This window comes from Mesobacillus sp. QJM3NY_10, assembly GCF_056173465.1.
This window is the reverse complement of record NZ_CM149675.1, coordinates 2,762,448-2,784,569: the sequence shown is the minus strand read 5'-3', so window position 1 is coordinate 2,784,569 and position 22,122 is coordinate 2,762,448. Positions and strand designations below refer to the sequence as shown.

21 protein-coding genes are annotated in these 22,122 nt (G+C 41.9%); 19 read left to right on the top strand and 2 right to left on the bottom strand.

Annotated elements, in window-relative coordinates; all coding sequences use genetic code 11:
* Positions 1-211 precede the first annotated feature (211 nt).
* From AC0VX7_RS13945 to AC0VX7_RS13900, 10 genes are all read left to right on the top strand, one after another.
* Complete coding sequence (locus AC0VX7_RS13945) at positions 212-517, top strand: antibiotic biosynthesis monooxygenase family protein (protein ID WP_475424724.1); 306 nt, start codon at positions 212-214, stop codon at positions 515-517.
* Entirely contained in the window at positions 514-882 is a 369-nt protein-coding gene (locus AC0VX7_RS13940; protein ID WP_475424723.1) for a hypothetical protein, read from the top strand. Before AC0VX7_RS13945 ends, AC0VX7_RS13940 begins: the two co-directional genes overlap by 4 nt.
* 11 nt (positions 883-893) lie before the next feature.
* On the top strand, positions 894-1,556 hold the full coding sequence (locus AC0VX7_RS13935; RefSeq protein ID WP_475424722.1) for a cobalamin B12-binding domain-containing protein: 663 nt from the start codon (positions 894-896) through the stop codon (positions 1,554-1,556).
* Positions 1,543-2,289 (top strand): STAS domain-containing protein, encoded by a 747-nt coding sequence (locus AC0VX7_RS13930; protein WP_475424721.1) that lies wholly within the window; start codon positions 1,543-1,545, stop codon positions 2,287-2,289. The genes AC0VX7_RS13935 and AC0VX7_RS13930 overlap by 14 nt, the downstream gene beginning before the upstream one ends.
* A gap of 426 nt (positions 2,290-2,715) precedes the next feature.
* Positions 2,716-3,999: a S8 family peptidase gene (locus AC0VX7_RS13925; protein ID WP_475424720.1), complete on the top strand. Its 1,284-nt coding sequence runs from the start codon at positions 2,716-2,718 to the stop codon at positions 3,997-3,999.
* Positions 4,000-4,179: 180 nt separating this feature from the next.
* Positions 4,180-5,400, top strand: coding sequence for a helix-turn-helix domain-containing protein (locus tag AC0VX7_RS13920; protein ID WP_475424719.1), 1,221 nt, complete (start codon positions 4,180-4,182; stop codon positions 5,398-5,400).
* A gap of 279 nt (positions 5,401-5,679) precedes the next feature.
* Positions 5,680-5,808 (top strand): hypothetical protein, encoded by a 129-nt coding sequence (locus tag AC0VX7_RS13915; protein ID WP_264190894.1) that lies wholly within the window; start codon positions 5,680-5,682, stop codon positions 5,806-5,808.
* A 115-nt stretch (positions 5,809-5,923) separates the two neighbouring features.
* Positions 5,924-8,209, top strand: a complete 2,286-nt coding sequence (locus AC0VX7_RS13910; RefSeq protein ID WP_475424718.1) for an ATP-dependent DNA helicase — start codon at positions 5,924-5,926, stop codon at positions 8,207-8,209.
* A 118-nt stretch (positions 8,210-8,327) separates the two neighbouring features.
* Positions 8,328-8,852: a sigma-70 family RNA polymerase sigma factor gene (locus tag AC0VX7_RS13905; RefSeq protein WP_475424717.1), complete on the top strand. Its 525-nt coding sequence runs from the start codon at positions 8,328-8,330 to the stop codon at positions 8,850-8,852.
* A complete protein-coding gene (locus tag AC0VX7_RS13900) occupies positions 8,842-9,477 on the top strand; it encodes a hypothetical protein (RefSeq protein ID WP_475424716.1) in 636 nt (211 codons plus the stop codon). The genes AC0VX7_RS13905 and AC0VX7_RS13900 overlap by 11 nt, the downstream gene beginning before the upstream one ends.
* A gap of 27 nt (positions 9,478-9,504) precedes the next feature.
* Here the strand turns inward: AC0VX7_RS13900 and AC0VX7_RS13895 are convergent, their stop codons facing one another.
* Entirely contained in the window at positions 9,505-10,242 is a 738-nt protein-coding gene (locus AC0VX7_RS13895) for a uracil-DNA glycosylase family protein (protein ID WP_475424715.1), read from the bottom strand.
* Positions 10,243-10,259: 17 nt separating this feature from the next.
* Positions 10,260-10,904, bottom strand: a complete 645-nt coding sequence (locus AC0VX7_RS13890) for an alpha/beta family hydrolase (protein ID WP_475424714.1) — start codon at positions 10,902-10,904, stop codon at positions 10,260-10,262.
* Between the two features lie 516 nt (positions 10,905-11,420).
* Between AC0VX7_RS13890 and AC0VX7_RS13885 the strand changes: the two genes are divergently transcribed.
* From AC0VX7_RS13885 to AC0VX7_RS13845, 9 genes are all read left to right on the top strand, one after another.
* Positions 11,421-12,311 (top strand): nitrilase-related carbon-nitrogen hydrolase, encoded by an 891-nt coding sequence (locus AC0VX7_RS13885; protein ID WP_475424713.1) that lies wholly within the window; start codon positions 11,421-11,423, stop codon positions 12,309-12,311.
* A gap of 84 nt (positions 12,312-12,395) precedes the next feature.
* Positions 12,396-13,769 carry an NAD(P)-dependent oxidoreductase gene (locus AC0VX7_RS13880; RefSeq protein ID WP_475424712.1) on the top strand — a complete coding sequence of 458 codons (1,374 nt, stop codon included), beginning with the start codon at positions 12,396-12,398 and terminating at the stop codon, positions 13,767-13,769.
* A gap of 21 nt (positions 13,770-13,790) precedes the next feature.
* Entirely contained in the window at positions 13,791-15,077 is a 1,287-nt protein-coding gene (gene preA, locus AC0VX7_RS13875; RefSeq protein WP_475424711.1) for an NAD-dependent dihydropyrimidine dehydrogenase subunit PreA, read from the top strand.
* Between the two features lie 72 nt (positions 15,078-15,149).
* The gene (hydA, locus tag AC0VX7_RS13870) at positions 15,150-16,568 is read left to right on the top strand and encodes a dihydropyrimidinase (RefSeq protein WP_475424710.1); all 1,419 of its coding nucleotides are present in this window, start codon (positions 15,150-15,152) and stop codon (positions 16,566-16,568) included.
* 204 nt (positions 16,569-16,772) lie between these two features.
* The gene (locus tag AC0VX7_RS13865) at positions 16,773-18,248 is read left to right on the top strand and encodes an NCS1 family transporter (protein WP_475424709.1); all 1,476 of its coding nucleotides are present in this window, start codon (positions 16,773-16,775) and stop codon (positions 18,246-18,248) included.
* A 16-nt stretch (positions 18,249-18,264) separates the two neighbouring features.
* Positions 18,265-18,480, top strand: coding sequence for a hypothetical protein (locus AC0VX7_RS13860; RefSeq protein ID WP_475424708.1), 216 nt, complete (start codon positions 18,265-18,267; stop codon positions 18,478-18,480).
* Between the two features lie 18 nt (positions 18,481-18,498).
* Positions 18,499-18,726 (top strand): hypothetical protein, encoded by a 228-nt coding sequence (locus AC0VX7_RS13855; RefSeq protein WP_475424707.1) that lies wholly within the window; start codon positions 18,499-18,501, stop codon positions 18,724-18,726.
* A 148-nt stretch (positions 18,727-18,874) separates the two neighbouring features.
* Positions 18,875-20,494 (top strand): PucR family transcriptional regulator, encoded by a 1,620-nt coding sequence (locus AC0VX7_RS13850; RefSeq protein WP_475424706.1) that lies wholly within the window; start codon positions 18,875-18,877, stop codon positions 20,492-20,494.
* Between the two features lie 160 nt (positions 20,495-20,654).
* Entirely contained in the window at positions 20,655-22,121 is a 1,467-nt protein-coding gene (locus AC0VX7_RS13845; RefSeq protein ID WP_215036308.1) for a CoA-acylating methylmalonate-semialdehyde dehydrogenase, read from the top strand.
* Position 22,122: the final 1 nt, after the last annotated feature.

The window sequence follows — 22,122 nt, the reverse complement described above, 5'->3', positions numbered from 1 at the left end:
GCTTTATTTATTATCAACGATACATTGTCCACATCCCGATATCCACGAAACTCAAATTCCTCAAGGTCACCAATTATGAAGAGATTCAATGCAGACTTCATCTTTTAAATAGTGAAACACTATTTCTACTGTGAATGTAGTTAATTTGAATGGATACGCCTAGAAATGTATAATGGCACTATGTCTTAAAAAGAAATAGGGGAAATGAAATATGTATATCGTTCATTCAACTGTGAACATACCGGAAGGCAAGGTTGATGAAGTGATAGGCATCTATCAAAAAAGATCTAGAATGGTAGATGAATATGAAGGATTCATTTCCTTTCAATTGCTTCAAAACGATCAAAAATCATCAGAATTAACCGTTCAAATTTGCTGGGAATCAAAGGAAAATTATATAAATTATATAACAAGTGACGCATATAAAAAAGTTCATGAACTTGAAAAGAATTATCCAGATCAGGAACTTGCTTCGATCCGTCCAACTGTTGGACGCTACAAGGTGGTAGCTGAATGAACCACTCATTAATCAATGCAATTATAGAAGAAGTTACCGAGGGGATTTACAGAGATTATCCTATCTTGCTCGAAAAATATGGAGAACGCGGAAGGCAAAAATGCAAAGAGGACAATGAGCATCATATAAAGTATCTCCAAACCGCTGCTAGCATGGATGAGGAAAAATACTTCGTTGATTATGCCCATTGGCTTAATGGAATCCTTACCTCCAGAGGAATGAAAACAGAACATCTAATTGATAATTTTCAAAGATTGATCGGCGCTTTAGAAAAGTCGGATGATGACAAACTTTCTAGAGTATTTATCAATATTCTTGAAAGCGCGATTAATTCATTATCAGAAGATGCAATAATAAATGAATGAGGTGAGGTGACATGGAAAAGGCTATAAAGCTTTCGCGGCTTTTACTCAAAGGCGATCAGGATGCCTCCTGGGAACTGATAGAAGATGAGAGCAAGGCCTCGAAAGACAGTTTGTATATTTATGAAAACCTCATTACTCCTGCAATGAGGCATATCGGTCAGTTATGGGAAACTAACAAAATCACAGTCGCCGATGAACATTTGGCAACTTCAACTTGTGATTATGTATTGGCACGGTACAATTGGCAAAATGGAAAAGACAAGCAAATATCCCCAATTGGAAAAAAAGCGATGTTTCTTTGTGTTGAAAATGAACAGCATTATCTTGGTTTGAAAATGGCTAGCCAGCTATTTAGTGAATACGGTTGGGAAACTAAATTCCATGGTCCGAACCTTCCGCTGGAATATGTCAAAAAAGCAGCTGAAGAGTGGAAACCGGATGCAATTTGTCTTTCTTTTTCAATCCTATACCATGCAGAACAACTTCGTCCTTATATAAAAGAATTAGAAGAGCTTCCAAACCACCCAGTTGTAATTATTGGAGGACGGTTGTTAAGTCAGTATGAATTTAAACGATATGGTTCTGAACGGACACTTTTCCTTAAGAATCTTGAAGACATAAAAGTTTGGCTTGACGGTCATCACCATGGAGTGAATTCAAATGTCGGATCTTAAATATTTGCCACAGCCATATTTTTTAATAGACCGTGAATATGATATCCATGATTTTTCTCAAGTAAGTTCAGAAATATTTTATATAAGTAAAAATTTTCTTGATCTTGTGGACTGGGAAAGCCATCGCAAAACAAAAAATATATTGGGAAATAAGGAAAGCAGGGCAGAAGGCGAATTGACCATGAAAACCAAAGAATCCCCATATGCCCTGTTTGACATAAGTGTAAATTGGAGTGGAGATAGGGGTCATATCATTTGTATTGGAAAAGACCATCGTCTGATGGAATTAGAAAGTATTGTTGATAAACACCGTAAACGGCTGGCGGACACAAATCTAGAACTGCTTGAAAAAAAAGAGTTGGTTGAAAAAACACTATTCGAGATTAAAAGTCTTTCTTGCCCATTCATAAAGTTAACTAAAAGCACGGCATTGGTGCCTCTTTTTGGAAACCTGGATGTTGAATTGATTGGCCAAAATGAAAAGAGGGTATTGGAAAAATCACAAGAAGGGGACTATCAAGAGGTTCTGTTCGATTTTAATGGAGTCGGAAATTTAACAATCGAAGGAGTAGAAGCCTTCGTTTCACTTGTTAATGAACTCCAGTTGATGGGGCTTCAGCCCTGTATTATTGGCATTAAACCGAATCATGCCTTTTATCTTAATAATTCAAAAACAGTCCCGGATGTACCGTTCCTAAATAGCCTCAGCAAAGCATTTAACAGATCAATATAGAATGAACACTTCGATAAATTATCGGAGTGTTTTTTTTTGTACCGAGAAATGAGGTGAATTGGAGCTTGTTTTATGGGTCTTTTTTTCTATAAATGCTTTCTAAAGCAAGCGGTTTCCCAATATGTTTGGATCATGATTTACCAGTTCTTTTTTGCCTTTTTGTTATCGTACACCTCACTAAATTTAAATGTATATAAGGAAGAAACATGTTGATCAGAAATTGACTATTATGTTGGAAACGTGTTTTTAAATTGGAAATGCAAATGGTAATACACTTCCAAAACAGTGTCAATACTGTATTTTTGTATTCATTTTTCCCAAACAGAAAGGCTCGGTTAACAGTTGATATTGGCTGAAAATTTAAAATATACTTATTTCTGCAGCCGGCAAGCTGTAAAATTTTTTGAAGGCGAGAGGAGCAAAAGAATGAAAAAGAAAAGAATATTCGGATCCGCAGTACTTAGTTTGGCAATGGGTGTTTCCATGTTTGCGACAGGGGCTTTTGGTGCTACGACACCAGAAAGCCAGGATACTTATCGAGTTTTGATTCAGGGTCCGAGTGCCGAGAAAGCGAAAGTGCAAGAACAATATGGCAAGCGATGGGACTTTGGTAATCAAGGATTTACAGCTGAAGTAAACAGCAAGCAATATCAGGCATTGTTAAAGAACAAAAATATCAATGTTTCTCAGGTTGGGATCCACACAATTGACGCTCGTGTTGAAGGAAATGGCAATGGTAAAGGAAAAGACAAGGGTGATTACACTGTTCAGGCATCTTATCCATCTGACCAAACACCTTGGGGCATTCAAGCGATCTATAATGATAACTACATCCAATCTACAAGCGGCGGCGATGGAATCAAGGTAGCTGTCCTGGATACTGGTATTAATCGCAACCACATCGACTTAACTGATAATGTCGAACAATGTAAAGACTTTACACAAAGTTCACCTTTGGTTAACGGAACATGTACCGACCGTCAGGGACACGGAACACATGTTGCCGGAACAGCTGTCGCCAATGGTGGTTATGACGGAGCAGGTATCTATGGTGTAGCACCACAATCTGAACTTTGGGGCTATAAAGTTCTTGGCGATAACGGTTCAGGTTACTCAGATGACATCGCAGGAGCGATTCGCCATGCTGCTGATGAAGGAGTACGAACAGGTACGAAAGTAGTCATCAATATGTCACTTGGTTCAAGTGGAAAAGATTCAATGATCGCGAGCGCTGTTGACTATGCATACAGCAAGGGTGCGCTTGTAGTAGCAGCTGCAGGGAACAGCGGTCCATATGCGAACACTATTGGCTACCCTGGCGCATTGACAAATGCCATCGCAGTTGCATCACTTGACAACGCATTCGTCAACGGAACTCACAGAGTTTCCAACTTCTCTTCTCGCGGAAACCCTAATACTGACGGCGACTACTATATCCAGGAAAAAGATGTTGAAGTTTCTGCTCCTGGCGGAGGCATTTACTCAACTGCAGTAGATGGAAATTACACGACAATGAGTGGTACTTCAATGGCAACTCCGCATATTGCGGGTTTTGCAGCGAAGCTTTGGTCTTCTAACAAGTACTGGAGTAACTCACAGCTTCGTTCTGAAATCCAAAGACGTGCTAAGCTTTATGACATCAAAGGTGGAACAGGAGCAGCAACTGGAGACGATTATGCATCTGGTTTCGGTTTCCCACGTGTAAAATAATAAAAGCTGACAACTATGCCAGCCATCCGGGTTGATTGATCCGGGTGGCTTTATTTAATGATTTATAGTAATATATGAAGAAATAATTTATAAAATATAGAATTTTTAAAAAATAGTACTTTTGGTCTGTTTAAAATGTTAGAAAAGATGGTAGATTAAAAGAAAACGGTAGGTGAACGTATGCAATTCGGACCACTCATTAAATTTTATAGGATCCAGCAAGGTTTGACACAAAAGGAACTGGCTAATGGCATATGTTCAGTTCCCCATTTAAGCAAAATCGAAAGCAATTCGAAGGAAGCCAATGAAGAAACAATGGGACTATTGCTCGAGAGACTTGGCGTCAACCTTTCATCAATTACGGAAAATGAAGGACAGATTAAGCAGCTGGTCGGTGAACTGAATGAGAAAATTGATTATTACTTAAACGATGAAGCTGATGATGTAATGAAGAAGCTGCAAGAGTTTGAAGGAATCATCCCTTTTTCAACAAATCTACATACATATGAGCTCGCTAAATATAGGTATTTGATTTTTAAAGGTAAGATATCTGAAGCAAGTAAGCAATTTGAACTGTTGAATAAGCAAAAGAATATATTTTCCCAACCTCAAATGGCTTTATTTTCCTATCTGCATGCTGTATGGTTATTAAAGAAGGGGAATTGTAAAAAAGCGGATGGCATTTTAGATTCGATAGGGAAAGCATCCAAAATCGAAATTTCTAGTGGGGAATTACTATATCATCGCGCATTGGCTAAAAGTTCACTTGAAGAACCAGGTTATGCTATATACTATGGCAAGCTAGCACTGGAAGAATTTATGGAGGACCATAACTTTAAGCGGATATTGCACGTAATGATTTTATTAGGAATCAACTATACACACTCTAAAATTTATGAAGAAGCTCAAGATTGTTTTAAGCACTTGATCCGGAATGCAGAATTATTAAAAGAAACCAAACTGCTACCTGATATCTATCATAATATGGGTTACTTGCAGAAGAAACTTAATAATTATCAAGATGCCCTCGTATTCTTTGAAAAAAGTAAGGAAATGCAAACACAGATTAATCTAAACTATATAATAACCACGTATTCTATAGGTGAAATTAACTTGGAACTTGGCAATAATGATCAGGCAAGAGAGGCTTTTGAAGAGGTCCATGAAGTCTCCAAGAAGTTAGATAATCGCAAGTATAAAATACTATCAAATTATTATCTTATGAACCTTGAGTCTCCTGAAAAATCACTTGCTTACTCTGAAACAAAAGTAATTCCGTATTTAGAAGAAAGTGATGGGAAAAGTGAGGAATTAATTGGATTTTACAAAATGCTATCGAACCACTATCAACAAATAGGCAGGTTCGATCAAGCAGTAAAATATATTCAAAAAATTAATTAAATGGAGGAATGTAACATGAAAAAGAAGTTATTTGCTTTACTTTCAACAAGTGCATTTGCTTTAGGTGTTTTAGCAGCAGGCATGCCACCAATCCAACCTCCAGTATAAGAAATACAGCAAAAAGGCCACCTTAAGGCCTTTTTGTTTTTTTACCCGAAAAACTTGGGAAAGTTTTCATGATGTTAAATTACCCCCAGAACCCTCATATAATATACGAACTATTTTCACGAAGCCGGACGTTCATTCTCTGTCCAGCTGAAAACTATGAGGAGGTTCGGTATGGGAACAATTAGCATGGATATTGACGAGCTCTTGGATGAGACAACGGAAATTGCTGAAACTGATCTGAGTTTTACACTGAACCAAATTGAAATTGATCGTTTACTTGAAAATACACGCCATTGGTAAAAGATATTAATCCGTTCCAGGAATCACTGGGACGGATTTTTTATTTTTATTGGATGTATCAGAACGTATGTACTATAATCAAAGTAAGAATTTAACTTATGGGCCAGGTGAGTGGATGAAGAATCAAATCAAGATACCGGTAAGAACTTTGGCTGAGTATGTACATAGAAGTGGGAGTATCGTATCTGGGTTCAGGACTGCTTCATCTTTTACCGAAGGCTCACGAATCCATCGTGAAGTCCAAAATACATATAACGAACATGATCAAAGTGAGGTTTTTTTAAAGACAGAAATAGAGTATGAAGACCTTCATTTTCTTATAGAAGGACGATGTGACGGGGTTCTTTTAAATAGCGGACGTACTACCATTGATGAAATAAAGTCAACTTCTTTAAGCCTTGACCTTATCGATGAGGATACTAACCTTGCTCACTGGGCGCAGGCAGAATGCTATGCCTATATGTACATGCAGGAACATGAACTTGATTGTATCGATATCCAGCTTACTTATGTACAGAAATCCTCCGGTGAAAAGAAACGATTCATAAGAACTCGGACATATAGTAAGCTCAAGGAAACCATGTTGCACATGGTTTCTGTATTTGCTCCTTATGCGAAATTGCGTTTAGAGCATGAATTGAAAAGGAACCAGAGCATAAAAGATCTGGATTTCCCTTTTGCACAATACCGTAAGGGACAGCGGAAGCTTGCTGGTTCTGTGTATAAAACAATCCTGGAAGAAAAGACTATTTTCGCTAGTGCTCCTACAGGTATCGGTAAGACAATATCCACAATCTTTCCGTCCGTCAAAGCTATAGGCGAGAACCACCTGAAAAAGCTTTTTTACTTGACTGCCAAAACAACGACAAGGCAAACAGCAGAGGAAGCTTTCAGTCAATTGTTAGCTAAAGGTCTTCATATGAATGTAGTAACCATAACGGCAAAGGACAAGGTTTGTTTTACTGAACAAGGGATATGCAACAAGGACCATTGTGAGTTTGCGGATGGCTACTATGACAGAATAAACGAAGCAATACTCGATATTCTGCATAATGAAAACTCTTTAGACAGGCATTGTATTGAAAAATACGCCCTTAAACATAGGGTTTGTCCATTCGAATATTCTCTGGACCTTGCATATGCGGCTGATACAGTCATTTGTGATTATAATTATATATTTGACCCTAAAGTTTCTTTGAAGCGTTTATTTGATGACCATAAAAAGGAAACTGTGCTTCTTGTTGACGAGGCTCACAACCTAGTTGATAGAGGCAGGGATATGTTTTCATCCACTTTGGAAAAGGCTCCATTTTTGCAGCTTAAAAGGGAGTTTAAAGGGAGAAACGAAGATATCCATGGAATTTGCAAGCAGATAAACGACTTCTTTATCAAAATAAGGAAGCAGGCTGAACCGTCTAAAACGATTGAGTTCGAGGACCCACTTTGGGAGTTTAATCAGTTAGTGCTGGAATTCATTGACTATGCTGAAAAAGAATTGCTAAGAGAGAGTCCAGGGGATTCTGAGCTTTTGCTTGAAACCTATTTCGCGGCGCAGAACTGGCAAAGAATCAGCAAGCTCTTTGATGAAAGGTTCATTTTATATGCAGAGGTTCAAAGGAATGAGGTTATAGTAAAGCAATTTTGCCTTGATCCTTCTTATCTGATCAAGCAAGCAGGTAAAAGCTTTAAGGCTCGTGTTTTCTTTTCGGCGACTTTGGGTCCTATTGGATATTACCGTGATATGTTAGGTGGAGATGATGATGATTATGTTGTCAGAATTCCTTCTCCATTTTCACAAGAACAAAACCAGGTAATGATCCATCCTTTATCAACAAGATATAAGGATAGAGAAAACTCGATACAACCAATAGTTAAAACACTGATCAAAACCATTCAAAGCAAGCCAGGCAACTACTTAGTCTTCTTTCCTTCCTATCTATATCTTAATTCGGTATTGGAAGAATGGAATCTTGGCGATCACGGTATACCTACAATTGTACAGGGAACAGGAATGGCAGATGCCGAACGTGAAGCGTTTCTGGAATACTTCAAGCCAGGTGGATCATCTTCTCTGGTAGGTTTCGCTGTCCTAGGAGGGATTTTCTCAGAAGGAGTAGATTTAAAGGGTGATCGACTGAATGGTGTAGTGGTAGTGGGTGTTGGTCTGCCTCAGATCGGCTTTGAGCGGGATTTGATCAAACAGCATTTTTCATCCAAAGGGAAAAATGGATATGATTACGCCTATGTTTATCCTGGCATGAACAAAGTGCTTCAGGCTGGCGGCAGATTGATACGCTCAGAACAAGATACAGGAACGATCATTTTGATCGATGATCGGTATTTACAGCAAAAATATCAATCCCTGCTTCCAGATGTATGGAGAAGATATGCGATTTTATAGGGAAACATCCTGCTTGTAGTACAGGATGTTTTTATTTTGTATTTTTTTAGAGGATTTAAAGCCAAAGCGGCGAATCTTCCGTCTAATGAATAAGAACGGTAACAAGGGGGTGCACCTATTGCTGAAGTTGATTAAAAAAGCACAGAAGGGAAATGACAAAGCATTTCTCGAGCTTTTCCAGCAATATGAGCAAGATCTTTACAAGATGGCGTTTATATATATGAAAAACCAGAATGACGCCTTGGATGTAGTCCAGGAAACAGCGTACAAATCTTTTAAAAGCATAAAAGAACTGAAAGAGCCTAAATACTTTAAGTCATGGCTGACCAGAATAGCCATCAGCTGTTCTCTCGACATTCTTAGAAAAAGGAAAAAAGTTGTGCCGCTGAAGCCCGATTTTGATGAATTTATTTCCGGAGCAGTTGATGAAGATATAACATCCGAAATTACATTAAAGGGATTGATTGAAGAGCTGCGGGAGGAAGAAAAAAGTGTCATCCTTCTTAGATTTTATCAAGGAATGACTTTAAGAGAAGTTTCAGAAACATTGAATATACCTCTAGGTACAGCGAAGACAATATTGTACCGGGGATTGGGGAAGCTTCGCAAAGATTTGGAGGGAGATGAGGCAAATGAGCAATAAAATCCAAACAGAAATGAATAAAATTGAAATACCAAAAGAATTGAACGATCGGAGCAGAATAGGGATTGGAAAGGCAAAAACGGAGATGGGAAAAAGGAATAAAAAGAAATGGCTCGCCTTTGCAGCACCAGGCATTGCTGCGATCATTGCCTTGGGAATCGCCGGTCCTGGATTGCTTTCAAATAAACCTCCTGAAAATCCTGTGATTCAAACGGTACAAACCAGTCATGCTTTTGATGTTACTGTCCCTCAAAGGCTTGTGGGATGGGCTGACAATGTGTTCGTTGGAAAAGTCATAAAGATGTCTGGAACTTCTGAAGAAAGAGGGATGCTTGAAACACAATTCAAAGTGGAGGTGGCTGAGAATATCAAGGGTGATTTGCAAGGTGAGGTAACAGTCAATCAGCAGGGGGGATATGAAGGAAAAAAACTGATACTGGTGGAAAATGACCAGCTGCTAAAAGAAGGAGAAATCTATTTATTTGTATCCAGGAAGAATGAAGAACAGGATTGGCATACAGTTGTTCCCGTTTACGGAGACATAATGATCGAAAGTGAAGCACATAAAGAAGAAATGCTGAACAAATACAAAAAGGCATATCAGGAAGAAATTCCATTTGAGTAAGTTTAAAAGACCAAGATCATTGGTCTTTTATCTTTCTTGGAAAAAATCATTAATCCTTATCTTCATTTTTTCTTTATTACTATTAAATTGGTGAAGGCGATGGCCATTCGCACCTGAAGGGTGTGGGAATCCGTATAAGACATTATTTTCCTTAATTATGCCTGCTCGCGTATATTCTGCTACGATTTCCTCGACTCCCTTACCAAGCGGGATGATCAGAGCATCCTTAAGTAAGGTAGCCTGGGGCTCGAAGAATTCTGCCAGAAAACGAGTCAATAATTCATTCTTCTTGATTTTCGGGCTGTGACCGGTATAGTTCTTCCCATTGATAAAGACGGCATAAGGGATGAGAGATGTGGTATGTAGCAAGTAATCTTTATCGTTAAAAAGCTCCTCGCAGCTTTTTAAATCCAAAAGGTTATTCAGGTCTAAATCATTGAGCATTTGAACGATGTTACTGCGGAGTACCCCAAAAAACCTTGCCTCACGCTTACAAATATAAGCTACCTCATCAAGTGAAAGGTTTTCCTCTAAACATTTTCGGGCAACCGCAATCGATTTACTCATCTGTTGAAACCCAGGTGTAATTCCTACAATAAACACTTTGGCCTTTTTATTGATATATTCGTTATGAGTGCAATAGTAAATTTCAATGTTATTTTCCTTGGCCAACACAAAATCCGAAGTTAATATTTCGCCTCGACTATAACTTTCTTTTAAAGGGAGATTTGCAATTTTCTTGTAGTATTTCTCCAGCTTGTTCATGCTTATCCCCCATTACATTATAAGTTGTTAATTTCAGTTATTACCTTTTTCAATATATCAATCGAATCAACTGGCCGATCTGCATAGTTGAGACTGTGCTCTGTTCCAGGCAGTAAAAGTGTCTGCATATTTTCCTTTTCTTTCAGTTTCTCAAATTTTTCAGATATAAAACATGGATCTTCATCACCGATGATGCATAAACCATTTTGAGTTGAGGATAGCATCTTATCCATAACATGATCCAATTGCAGAAGCGGAGTAAGCCAGATAACCTTCGCGTTTTTTAATGAAATTCGGTCTACTATTGAAGATAGCGCGATCGTTCCCAGTGATTTTCCGATTAAAGTATAAGTTTCGTATGGCTGGTCGATAAGAATTTGGTCAAGTACTGAATTTACGTCTTGGGTGATTTGCTGTATTTCTTCTTCCAAGGTTAAAGATTCCGACTGAACAGTATTGTAATCATAGTTAACATGAAGAACATCAAAACCTTTATTTAAAAAGACTCCAGTAGAATAATGAAATAAAGGTCCCTGGACAGTATATCCTCTTCCAGGTAGCATGACGACGAGGGAACTTGCTTGCTTATTCTGTTTGATAAGCTGAAATGGAACTGGCTGGTTCTTGTAACCGGCGACAGAACCTTTGGTAAAAGTGTACATTTTCATGTCTCCTTAAAAGTTTTCTCTATTATACATGAATTTTCAGAAAATGGAATGACAAAAATATATTGACACTGACGCTGCGTCACAGTTTACGATCTTAATGTGGAGGTGATTGAGATATGTACAAAGTTAAAGAAGTTGCGGAGACGACTGAGTAAATGTGCGTACTCTGCATCCTCTGCATCCTTAGGATCGTATTGGTTTACTCAAACCGGAGGCGGTGTCTTCAGGTACCAGAGAGATACTTAATCTTTCTGGTACTTTTTTTTGTATCTTACAAAATGAACAGTACACGCTGTACATCTTTTAACATTATGTATAGTGCAAACAAAATAGGGAAACTGTAAAATATACATAAGTTTCTAATTATTCAGAAAAATAATAAAAAAGGAGGTTACTATAATTACATAACCATTCCAGTCATCAAAGAATTTGTCGTTTACTAAGGAATTATGTAAGCGCTTACAAATAACGACATATAACTACCTAACTATATAAGAGGGGGAATCGAGAATGTCGGACACTGTAAAAATTGGGCTAATCCAGGCATCAAATGATGTAGATGGTCATGAGCCTGTGGATGTTCATAAGCAGAAGGCAATCGAGAAGCATATCAAGCTGGTCAGGGAAGCGAAGGATAAAGGAGCTCAGATCATCTGTCTGCAGGAGATATTCTATGGGCCGTATTTCTGCTCGGAGCAAAATTCAAAATGGTATGACGCTGCAGAGGAGATTCCTAACGGACCGACGACTAAGCTGTTTCAGGATCTAGCAAAGGAATTAGGAGTAGTAATTGTGCTTCCTATTTATGAGAGGGAAGGGATCGCTACCTATTATAATACTGCTTCGGTGATTGATGCGGATGGGTCTTATCTAGGAAAATACCGAAAGCAGCATATCCCGCATGTGGGTGTTGGAGAACAGGGATGCGGGTTCTGGGAGAAATATTATTTCAAGCCTGGCAATCTCGGATATCCAGTATTCGACACAGCCTTCGCCAAGGTCGGAGTCTATATTTGCTATGACCGCCATTTCCCTGAGGGTGCTAGATTACTAGGATTGAAGGGAGCCGAGGTTGTCCTGAATCCGTCGGCAACTGTTGCTGGTTTGTCAGAATACTTATGGAAGCTTGAGCAGCCAGCGCATGCGGTAGCTAATGGCTACTATGTGGGCGCAATCAACCGTGTTGGCATGGAAGGCCCGTGGAATATGGGTGAGTTTTATGGCCAGTCGTATCTAGTGGACCCGCGCGGCAATTTTGTCGCTATGGGCAGCCGTGATCAGGATGAGGTAATCATTGGCGAAATGAATAAGAAATTAATCAGGGAAGTCCGTGATACGTGGCAGTTCTATCGTGACAGACGTCCGGAAACGTATGAGGATATGACTGCACTTTTACCATAATTATCGTGGCAACAGTAAGGGCTTTACAGGAGGAGGACGTAAAGCCCTCTTTCTGTCCGATTTTTTAAACAGGGGGTTGTTTGCATGAGTAAAGGCAATGTCTCGAAAATATTATATGAAGATTTACAAGTGAACTTTCAGGAAGTCCATCCAGGAATGACGAATCAGGAGGCGTACGAAGAATCGAATCGCTGTCTGTACTGCTATGATGCGCCATGCATCCAGGCATGTCCGACGGGAATCGATATCCCTACTTTTATAAAGAAGATTGCTTCTGGAAACCTGAAGGGCTCTGCGAAAACGATCATGACTGCGAATCCGATTGGGGCAAGCTGCTCACGTGTCTGTCCTACTGAAGAACTATGTGAGGGTGCATGTGTGCTGAACCACTCCACAAAGCCAATTATGATTGGGGATCTGCAGCGTTATGCGACGGACTGGGCGATCAGGAATGAGCAAGTGCTTTTCCAGGCCGGGAATAAGAATGGGAAGTCAGTCGCAATCGTCGGCGGCGGACCTGCTGGTTTATCAGCAGCTAGAGAGCTTGCTTTGCTCGGTTACGATGTAACGATTTTTGAAGCGGAGGACAAAGCAGGCGGACTGAACACTTATGGAATTGTTTCATTCAGGCTTCCACAGAGCATCTCTTTTTGGGAAGTAAAGCAGGTTGAGAGTCTTGATGTTAAAATCCGTACCAATACAAGAGTCGGAGTCGATATCTCCGTTGAAGAAATCATGGAGCAGCATGACATCGTCATTTTAGCAGTCGGAATGTCAAAGGTACCGGAGCTCGGAATCGATGGAGAAGGCCTCGATGGAGTTTATGATGCGATTGAATTCGTCAAAGCGACAAAAACGAAACCGATTGACAACCAATTCTTAGGCAAAAAAGTCGCCGTCGTCGGAGCTGGAAATACAGCGATTGATGGTGCGACATGTTCAGTAAGGCTGGGGGCGGAAAACGTTAAGATTCTCTATCGCCGTACAGTTGAAGAAATGACGGCCTATGAATTTGAATATGAGTTTGCCAAGCAGGATGGCGTAGAGTTCCGCTGGCTGACTGCACCTGTAAGGATTATTGGGGATGAAAACGGAAAGGTGAGGGCCATTGAGTGTGTGAAGATGGTGCTCGGTGAACCAGGAGAGGATGGACGCCGGCGTCCGGTACGGCTTGAGGGCTCAGAGTTCCTTTTGGAAGTTGATGCGGTCATCAAGGCGATTGGCCAATCAAGATATGTTGGATTGCTGGAAGCATTCGGGCTGGAGCACCGGAGCGGTGTCGTGAAAATTGATCCGGAAACGTATCAGACCTCGAATCAGAAAGTTTTCGCTTGTGGTGACGTCATTTTTGGCAAAGGACAGGGCGAAGCAATGGTTGTTTCAGCGGCCCAGCAAGGCAAGGACACGGCCTATGCGATCCATCAGCTTCTGTCTAAGCCGGTTCCGGAAACAGCTTAACAATCAAAGGGAGGTAAGTGTATGGCAGATTTACGTATCAATTTGGCAGGAATCCAGTCACCCAATCCGTTTTGGCTAGCTTCTGCTCCGCCAACGAACTCGGGCTATCAGGTTCAGCGTGCCTTTGAAGCTGGCTGGGGCGGCGCTGTCTGGAAGACGCTGGGCGATCCGATTTTGAATGTATCTTCTCGTTTTGCAGCAGTCAGTTTCAACGGCCAGAAAGTGGCTGGATTTAATAATATTGAATTGATCACAGACCGGCCGCTCGAGGTAAATTTAAAAGAAATTTATGAAACAAAGAAAAAGTTCCCGAATCATGCGATCATCGCTTCCCTAATGGTCGAGCCCAAGCAGGAAAAGTGGCATGAGATTGTGAAGCGAGTGGAGGATGTTGGTGTAGATGGTCTTGAACTGAACTTCGGCTGTCCTCACGGTATGGCTGAGCGGGGCATGGGGGCGGCATCTGGACAGGTGCCTGAACTTGTCCAGAAACAGACTTACTGGGTAAAAGAAGTCGCCAAGACTCCGGTGATCGTGAAGCTGACTCCGAATATCACGGATATCACAGTGACAGCTGAGGCAGCGGTCCAAGGAGGAGCCGATGCCATCAGTATGATCAATACGATTAACAGTCTGGCTGCGGTCGATATCGATACTTGGGATACCGTGCCGCATGTCGGCGGTAAAGGCGCGCACGGCGGTTATTGTGGTCCTGCGGTGAAGCCGATCGCCCTGCATATGGTCGGCGAGTGTGCCAGAAATCCGCGGATCAATGTGCCGATATCCGGCATTGGCGGCATCTCCAACTGGCAGAATGCTGTTGAATTTATGCTGATGGGCGCAACAGGCGTTCAGGTATGTACCGCTGCGATGCACCATGGTTTCCGGATTGTCGAGGATATGATTGAGGGACTGAACAACTATCTCGATGGAAAAGGAATTGCTTCGGTTTCGGAGCTGGTCGGCAAGTCTGTCCAGAAATACTCTGACTGGGGCGACCTTGATCTCAACTATAAGATTGTGGCCCGGATCAATAATGACACTTGCATTAACTGCAATAAATGCCATATTGCCTGTGAAGACACCTCGCATCAGTGTATTGACATGCTGAAGGATGATAGCGGAAAGGCTTATTTGAAGGTCAGGGAGGAGGATTGCGTGGGCTGTAATCTCTGCTCAATTGTCTGCCCGGTTGATGGGGCGATCGATATGGTAGAGGTCAAGAGCGGGCTGCCGCCGATGACATGGAATGAACGCCAGGCAGCGCTTGGAGTCCTGGCTTGCGGAGTTGATCCGGTTGCTAAGTGATTTTAAAGCGCGCGAAGCCATTGAAGAAATTAAAGCACTCAAATTTGCAGCTTTTTTAAAGGAGGAGAATGCATGAAAAAAGTGATAAAAAATGGAACAATCGTAACGGCAACGGATACGTTCCATGCAGATGTGTTGGTTGAAAATGGTGTCATCAGCATGATCGGAGATAACCTTAATGCACAGGGAGCGGAGGTCGTGGATGCGACTGGCTGCTATCTTTTCCCTGGTGGCGTTGACCCGCATACCCATTTTGAAATGCCATTTGGCGGGACGGTTACGAAGGACGATTTTGAAACAGGAACGATTGCTGCTGCGTTTGGCGGCACGACAACCGTTATTGATTTTTGCCTAACGGATAAAGGGGCTCCGTTGAAAAGTGCAATCGACACCTGGCACGCAAAGTCGAAGGAAAAGTCGGTAATCGACTATGGCTTTCATTTGATGATCGGTGAAATCAATGATGATGTACTGAACGAGCTTCCTGCGGTTATTGATGAGGAGGGGATTACATCATTCAAGGTCTTTATGGCATATAAAAATGTCCTGCAGGCGGATGATGAAACCTTATTCAAAACACTGATTGCTGCCAAGGATCTTGGCGCTCTTGTCATGGTTCATGCGGAAAATGGTGATGTCATTGAGTATTTGACAAAGCAGGCACTGGCTCAGGGGAATACGGATCCGATTTATCATGCCTTAACGAGGCCGGCGGAAATCGAAGGAGAAGCGACTGAACGGGCAGCGACTTTTACAGGACTTGCGAATTCCCAGCTTTATGTCGTCCACGTATCCTGCGCTGATGCTGCAAGGAAAATTGCTGAAGCCCGAAATAAAGGCATTGATGTATGGGGTGAAACCTGCCCTCAGTATCTGGTGCTAGACCAATCTTACCTGGAAAAGCCGGAATTTGAAGGGGCAAAATATGTCTGGTCACCTCCACTCCGTGAAAAATGGAATCAGGATGTCTTGTGGAATGCACTAAAGACTGGCCAGCTGCAAACGGTGGGTTCAGACCAATGTTCGTTTGATTTTAAAGGGCAAAAGGAGCTTGGTCGAGGCAATTTCTCCAAAATACCAAATGGAGGCCCAATTGTAGAGGACCGTGTGTCCATTCTTTTCTCAGAGGGAGTGATGAAGGGAAGGATTTCTCTTAATCAATTTGTCGATGTTACTTCCACGAGAGCTGCGAAGTTATTTGGCCTGTATCCGAAGAAGGGAACAATCGCGGTCGGTGCCGATGCAGATATTGTGATTTTTGATCCAACAGTCGAAAGAACGATTACTGCAGAGAGCCACCATATGGCGGTTGATTATAGTGCGTTTGAAGGAATGAAGGTCACTGGTGAACCTGTTTCTGTTTTATCTCGCGGAGAGTTTGTCATTCGCGATAAAACCTTTGTTGGTAAACCAGGCGCAGGCCAGTATCTTAAGCGGGCTAAATATGGCGAGGTAAAAGCTAACCTGACAAAGGAATCACTTACATTATAATTCCAGGACACCCTGCAAACTATTTCAAGAATTCGAGACAGTGAATCCTATTACCACAGCAAGGGGGTCACCCCTTGCTGCCGGATACTAGATCATTTTTAAAATGAATTTTGGAGGTGAGTATTAAGAACTTGCCAATGTCTATTGTCTCCTTCTGTCTTTTGAATTCAGAAAATTAAGTTTATTTTATTTGGGGGTGTCTGAATGAGTAAAAAAGGAAGTTACCTGAAATCGCCTGATTTACTGCCAATTTCACATGGTGACAGGAAGATCAGTGCATTCGGTTTTGCAGTCATTTGGGTCGGAATGGCCGTTGTCCTGGCTGCATTTGCAATTGGGGGATCTGGGATTCAAAGTTTACCTTTAGGCTGGGTGATTGTCGCTACGCTTATCGGTTCCGTCGCTATCGGGATATTCATGACGATTATTGGTGATATCGGAGTAGAACATGGACTCTCTTTCCCGGTCTATATGCGGGCACCGTTCGGAACGTTCGGGACTCATATCCCTTCACTGGTGCGGGGTATCACAGCATCATGCTGGTTTGGGATTAACACCTACTTTGGTGCAACTGCCATCAATGGCATCCTAAATTTATTGTACGGCTTTGACAACTGGTTCATCTGCTTTGTTTTATTCGCCACTGTACAGCTTGTGAATACCGCTCTTGGAATCAAGGCGGTTGAGCGCTTTGCTGATCTGGCTGCTCCAATCATCATCATCATTTCTTCTTGGATGTATGTGTCTCTGTCGGATAAAGCGTTGGCAGAGGGCAGGGATATCTGGGTTTGGGTGGAAAGTCCAGTAACTGGCGGAGCAGCGTTCACTGCATTCATGGTTGTCGTCATGGCGAATATGGGTTTCTGGGCCACACTGGCTGCTGATATGCCGTCGTTATCAAGATATTTTAAAGCACCCAAACACGAGCGGAGTTGGCTCAAGCGCAATAAAGCGCAGATTGCAGGCAGCATTATTGCGATGCCGATTGTCAATACATTCATGGTCATTATAGGTGCTGTTTCTTATGTGGCTGTCTTGAATTATGATCCTGTTGTTGGCCTTCAGCAGGCAGCAAGCGGATTTATTTTAGGTGTGCTTTTGTTAATGATCGTGCTGGCTCAATGGTCCACAAATACTTCTGCCAATGTAATCCCGGCTGCGACCATCTTCTCCAATGTTGGCGGGCCCAAGGTTCCTTTCTGGGTGGGTGTTATCATGGCCGGTGTCGTCGGAATCGTTGTACAGCCTTGGAGCCTGTTCGGGATCATCATTCCTGCATTGCTAATCATTGGCGGAATTTTATCCGCCATCGTCGGCATCTTGTTCACGGATTATTATGTTCTTCGCAAAAGGCGTGTAAATGTCCAGGACTTGTATGAAGAACATGGGCAATTCAGATATTTGAATGGATTTAATATGGCAGGATTGATCGCATGGATCTTAGGCGGAGCAGCCGCTTATATGATGCCATCCTACTCGTTCCTGGTCGGCTTTGCCGTCGGCGGTATTGCCTACTATGTACTTGCTAAATACTGGTGGTTCGAAAAATACAGGCAAGCTGAAATCGAGGATCCAAGCGATGAAAAGTACCTCGGTATCACAGTTGGCCGAGATTGGAGCATCGAAGAAGGTGTTGAGGTGGTTGTAGTGCCAGAAGCGACAAACCCTATTAATACTTAAAAGGAGCGTGAAATCTTTGTCAGAGTACCAGGAATTTTTACAGGAAAGAGACCGGCTTGATTTTATGATCCAGCAGGGCTACAGCATCAAAAATATCACCGAGAATTTAAGCGGGGCCTTTGTAGAATTTGAAAACCAAGAGGGAGAGAACGAAACCTTGCAAATCCTCACTCCGGATGCGCGGAAGTATTTTTCGTTCCTTTTATTGAAACAGCAAAAAACAGGTGCTTAAAAGGAGGAGGGTTGAACAGTGGAATATTTATTGAAGTGCCGGGGTAATGCCTTTCCCTGCGAAGTTACGATTGATGAAGACAATGGACGATATATGATTAAGAAAGCCGATTCAAGCGGCGAGGTGTTCAACTCTTCAACCGAGGCGGTCCATTGGATTTTAGACAACTGGGAGATTGATGACTTTTACGATCAGGCACAGTATGAGCAAATGCTTCGTGAGCTACAAGACATACATCTCGGATAAATTTCTTTCAGAAACAGCTAATCAGCCGGGTTTCGGGGTGATTGGCTGTTTTTTATAGGTAAATATACTGAAAATACAGAAAACGACACATTTTTTGGTGAAATTATTTTATAGTAGGGGATAACTCTATGAAAAAGGAGGTTATTCTTTGAGTTCATATCTCACTGTAAAAGATCTTTTACAAAGAAAACATTTTGAAAATATTGAAGTCGTTGCAGGCAAAGAAGGACTATCCAGACTGGTTAAGTGGGTTCATGTTGTCGATGTGACGAAGATCAGGAATTTACTGAACGGGAATGAATTGATATTATCGACAGGGCTTGCCTGGAAGGAGGACAAGCAATTGTTCCTTTCAGTTTTGGAGCAGCTGATCGAATCACAGGCAGCAGGGCTATGTATTGAGATCGGAACCTATACAACCTTTTTGCCACAAGAAATTATTGCATTAGCTGATCAGCATCACTTTCCAATCATTCTATTTAAACAGGAAGTTCCATTTGTCGAAATAACCCAGGATATACATACTCTCCTTATCAATCACCAATATCAAATGATTTCAGACTTAGAAGGCTATTCCCAGGCGCTGAATAAGAAGCTTTTAACGATTGAAGATCATAATGAAATCCTCCAATTTATCCAGCAATATTTAAAAATTCAGGTCATCACCATTTTTAGCCACAATGAAATACAGTTCACCCCAAAAGTAAATGAGAAGGAACAAGGCGTCTTATTGAATATGATTGAGGAACACGCTAGGGGCCTCGCCTCACCTTCGGTTGCTAGCATGCCCATCCAGCTACTTGGAGACAGCAAAGCAGAGCTGATTATCTATTCCAAAGACAGGGCTATTACCGATTTTGATCAGCTGATCCTCGATCGGACTGCTACGGCACTTGCTCAGTTTCTTCTACGGAAGCATTATGTTGAGGAGAAAAAGCAGGCAGAGGAATCGGAATGGCTAATGAGCTGGCTTGAGGGTGAGTACAGCGAGGAGTCGATTAACGAATACTTTGCTTATCACATGCCGGCTGTTAAACCAAAGGGGGCATTCGTCTGTCTCTGTAAGCTCGATCCATTATCTCAGTATTCGAATGTCGATTTAACTTATTTCAAGCTCTACACAAGGACGATTTTTGAGCAGCAGGGCTTTACATTGTTTTCGATTGAAAAAAGAGATTCCCTGATTTTTATCTTCTTGAATAAAAGAAACTCAACCACGTGGAAGCAGCGAATACGCGAAGGGATTGAAAAACTGGTTCAACAGGACTTTAAGGTTGGAAAGCATAAATCCAAGCTGGTGCTGGGGATAGGAAAATACGTAGAGGATTTGACAAATATCAACCTCAGTTATCAGACCGCGGTTGAAACGATTCGGATACAGAATCGCTGCGGTCAGCAGGAGATGAGCTATTTTTATGATGACCTTCATATTTACAGGCTTATTTCCCATTTGAACCGTCATTTAGATTTGAATGAAATTGTATTGGAATACCTTGAGCCAGTGATCTGCTATGACCAAAAGTATAATGGCAAGCTGATGGAAACGTTGAAAACGTATTTAGCCTGTAATGGCTCAAAGCAGGAGACGGCGAAGCGGCTCTATGTTGTACGGCAAACCTTATATCATCGGATTGAAAAGCTGGAAAAACTGCTTGGAAGTGATTTTATGAACCAAGAAAAACGACTTGCGATCGAATTCATGCTCCATTCCTATGAGTTTTTGCTTTCATCGAAGCATGTCAAGGGAATGGAACAGGAATCATTATAGTCCGCATTTTTTGAGTGATCCCCGCTTTTTTCATTATGTGCAATTTTTCTGGCTAGTTATTTTACATAATGTCTAATGAAAGCGTGTAACAAATAAATGATAATTTTACTATAAGGTAAGTTTTTTAAAAATTTAGAAAAAACGAGGAGGTTAAGAAGGCATGACTGTCATAAAAAATGAAACAGCTGTCTTGAAGAATTATATCAATGGGGAATGGGTGGATGCGCAAAGTACAGAGGCGCTTGATGTACCAAACCCGGCAACAGGGGAAGTGCTGGCGAGGGTCCCTATTTCTTCAAAAGCAGATGTAGAGCTTGCAGTAAGCGCTGCGAATGAAGCCTTCAAAACATGGAAGAATACCCCGGTGCCAAAACGGGCGCGAATCTTATACAAGTACCATCACTTGCTGACGGAAAATCATGAAAAGTTGGCAAGGCTGATCGTCCAGGAGAATGGAAAAGCCTATAAGGAAGCACATGGAGAAGTCCAGAGGGGCATTGAGTGTGTGGAATTTGCGGCTGGCGCGCCTACGCTGATGATGGGAGAAAGCCTGTCCAATATTGCCGAGGACATCGACTCGGAGATGTTCCGTTATCCTCTTGGCGTAGTCGGCGGAATTACTCCTTTCAACTTCCCAATGATGGTTCCACTGTGGATGTTCCCGCTGGCGATTGCATGCGGAAATACGTTTGTGCTTAAGCCATCCGAGCGGACACCGCTTTTAGCTAATGAATTGGTTGAGCTTTTAAGTGAAGCAGGTGCTCCGAAGGGAGTATTGAATATCGTTCATGGAGCCCATGATGTCGTTAATGGACTGCTTGATCATCAGGATGTGAAGGCGATTTCTTTTGTTGGCTCACAGCCAGTTGCAAAATATGTCTATGAAAGAGCTGCTGCAGAAGGGAAGCGTGTCCAGGCGTTATCAGGAGCTAAAAATCATCATATTGTCATGCCAGATGCGGATATGGAAAAGGCTGTAGCGCATATCATCAGTTCTGCTTATGGTAGTGCAGGCCAGCGATGCATGGCGTGCAGTGCCGTCGTTGTCGTGGGCGAGGGTGAGCAGTTCGTCCAGGCGTTAAAACAAAAGGCAGACGAGCTTGTGATTGGAAATGGTCTGGATGATGAGGTCCTTCTCACTCCGGTCATCAGGGAATCCCATCGTGAAAAGGTGCTGGGCTATATCGATAAAGGTGTGGAAGAGGGTGCGACCCTTCTTTTGGATGGCCGGAATGAACTGGATCAACATAAGGACGGCACTTTCCTGGGTCCGACGATTTTTGATCATGTCACTCCTGATATGACGATTGCGAAGGATGAAATTTTCGCACCGGTATTAAGCTTGCTGAGGGCGGAGGATTTGGATGAAGCACTTGAGTATCTTCGAAAATCCCGTTTTGGAAATGGCGCGACCATTTATTCGAAGGATGCAAGGGCCATACGACAGTTCAGAGAAGAAGCAGATGCAGGAATGCTGGGAGTCAATGTTGGCGTTCCGGCAACCATGGCCTTCTTCCCATTCTCCGGCTGGAAAGACTCTTTTTATGGAGACCTTCATGTAAATGGCAAGGATGGGGTTAATTTCTTTACTCGTAAAAAAATGATCACTTCCCGTTTCGATTATTAAA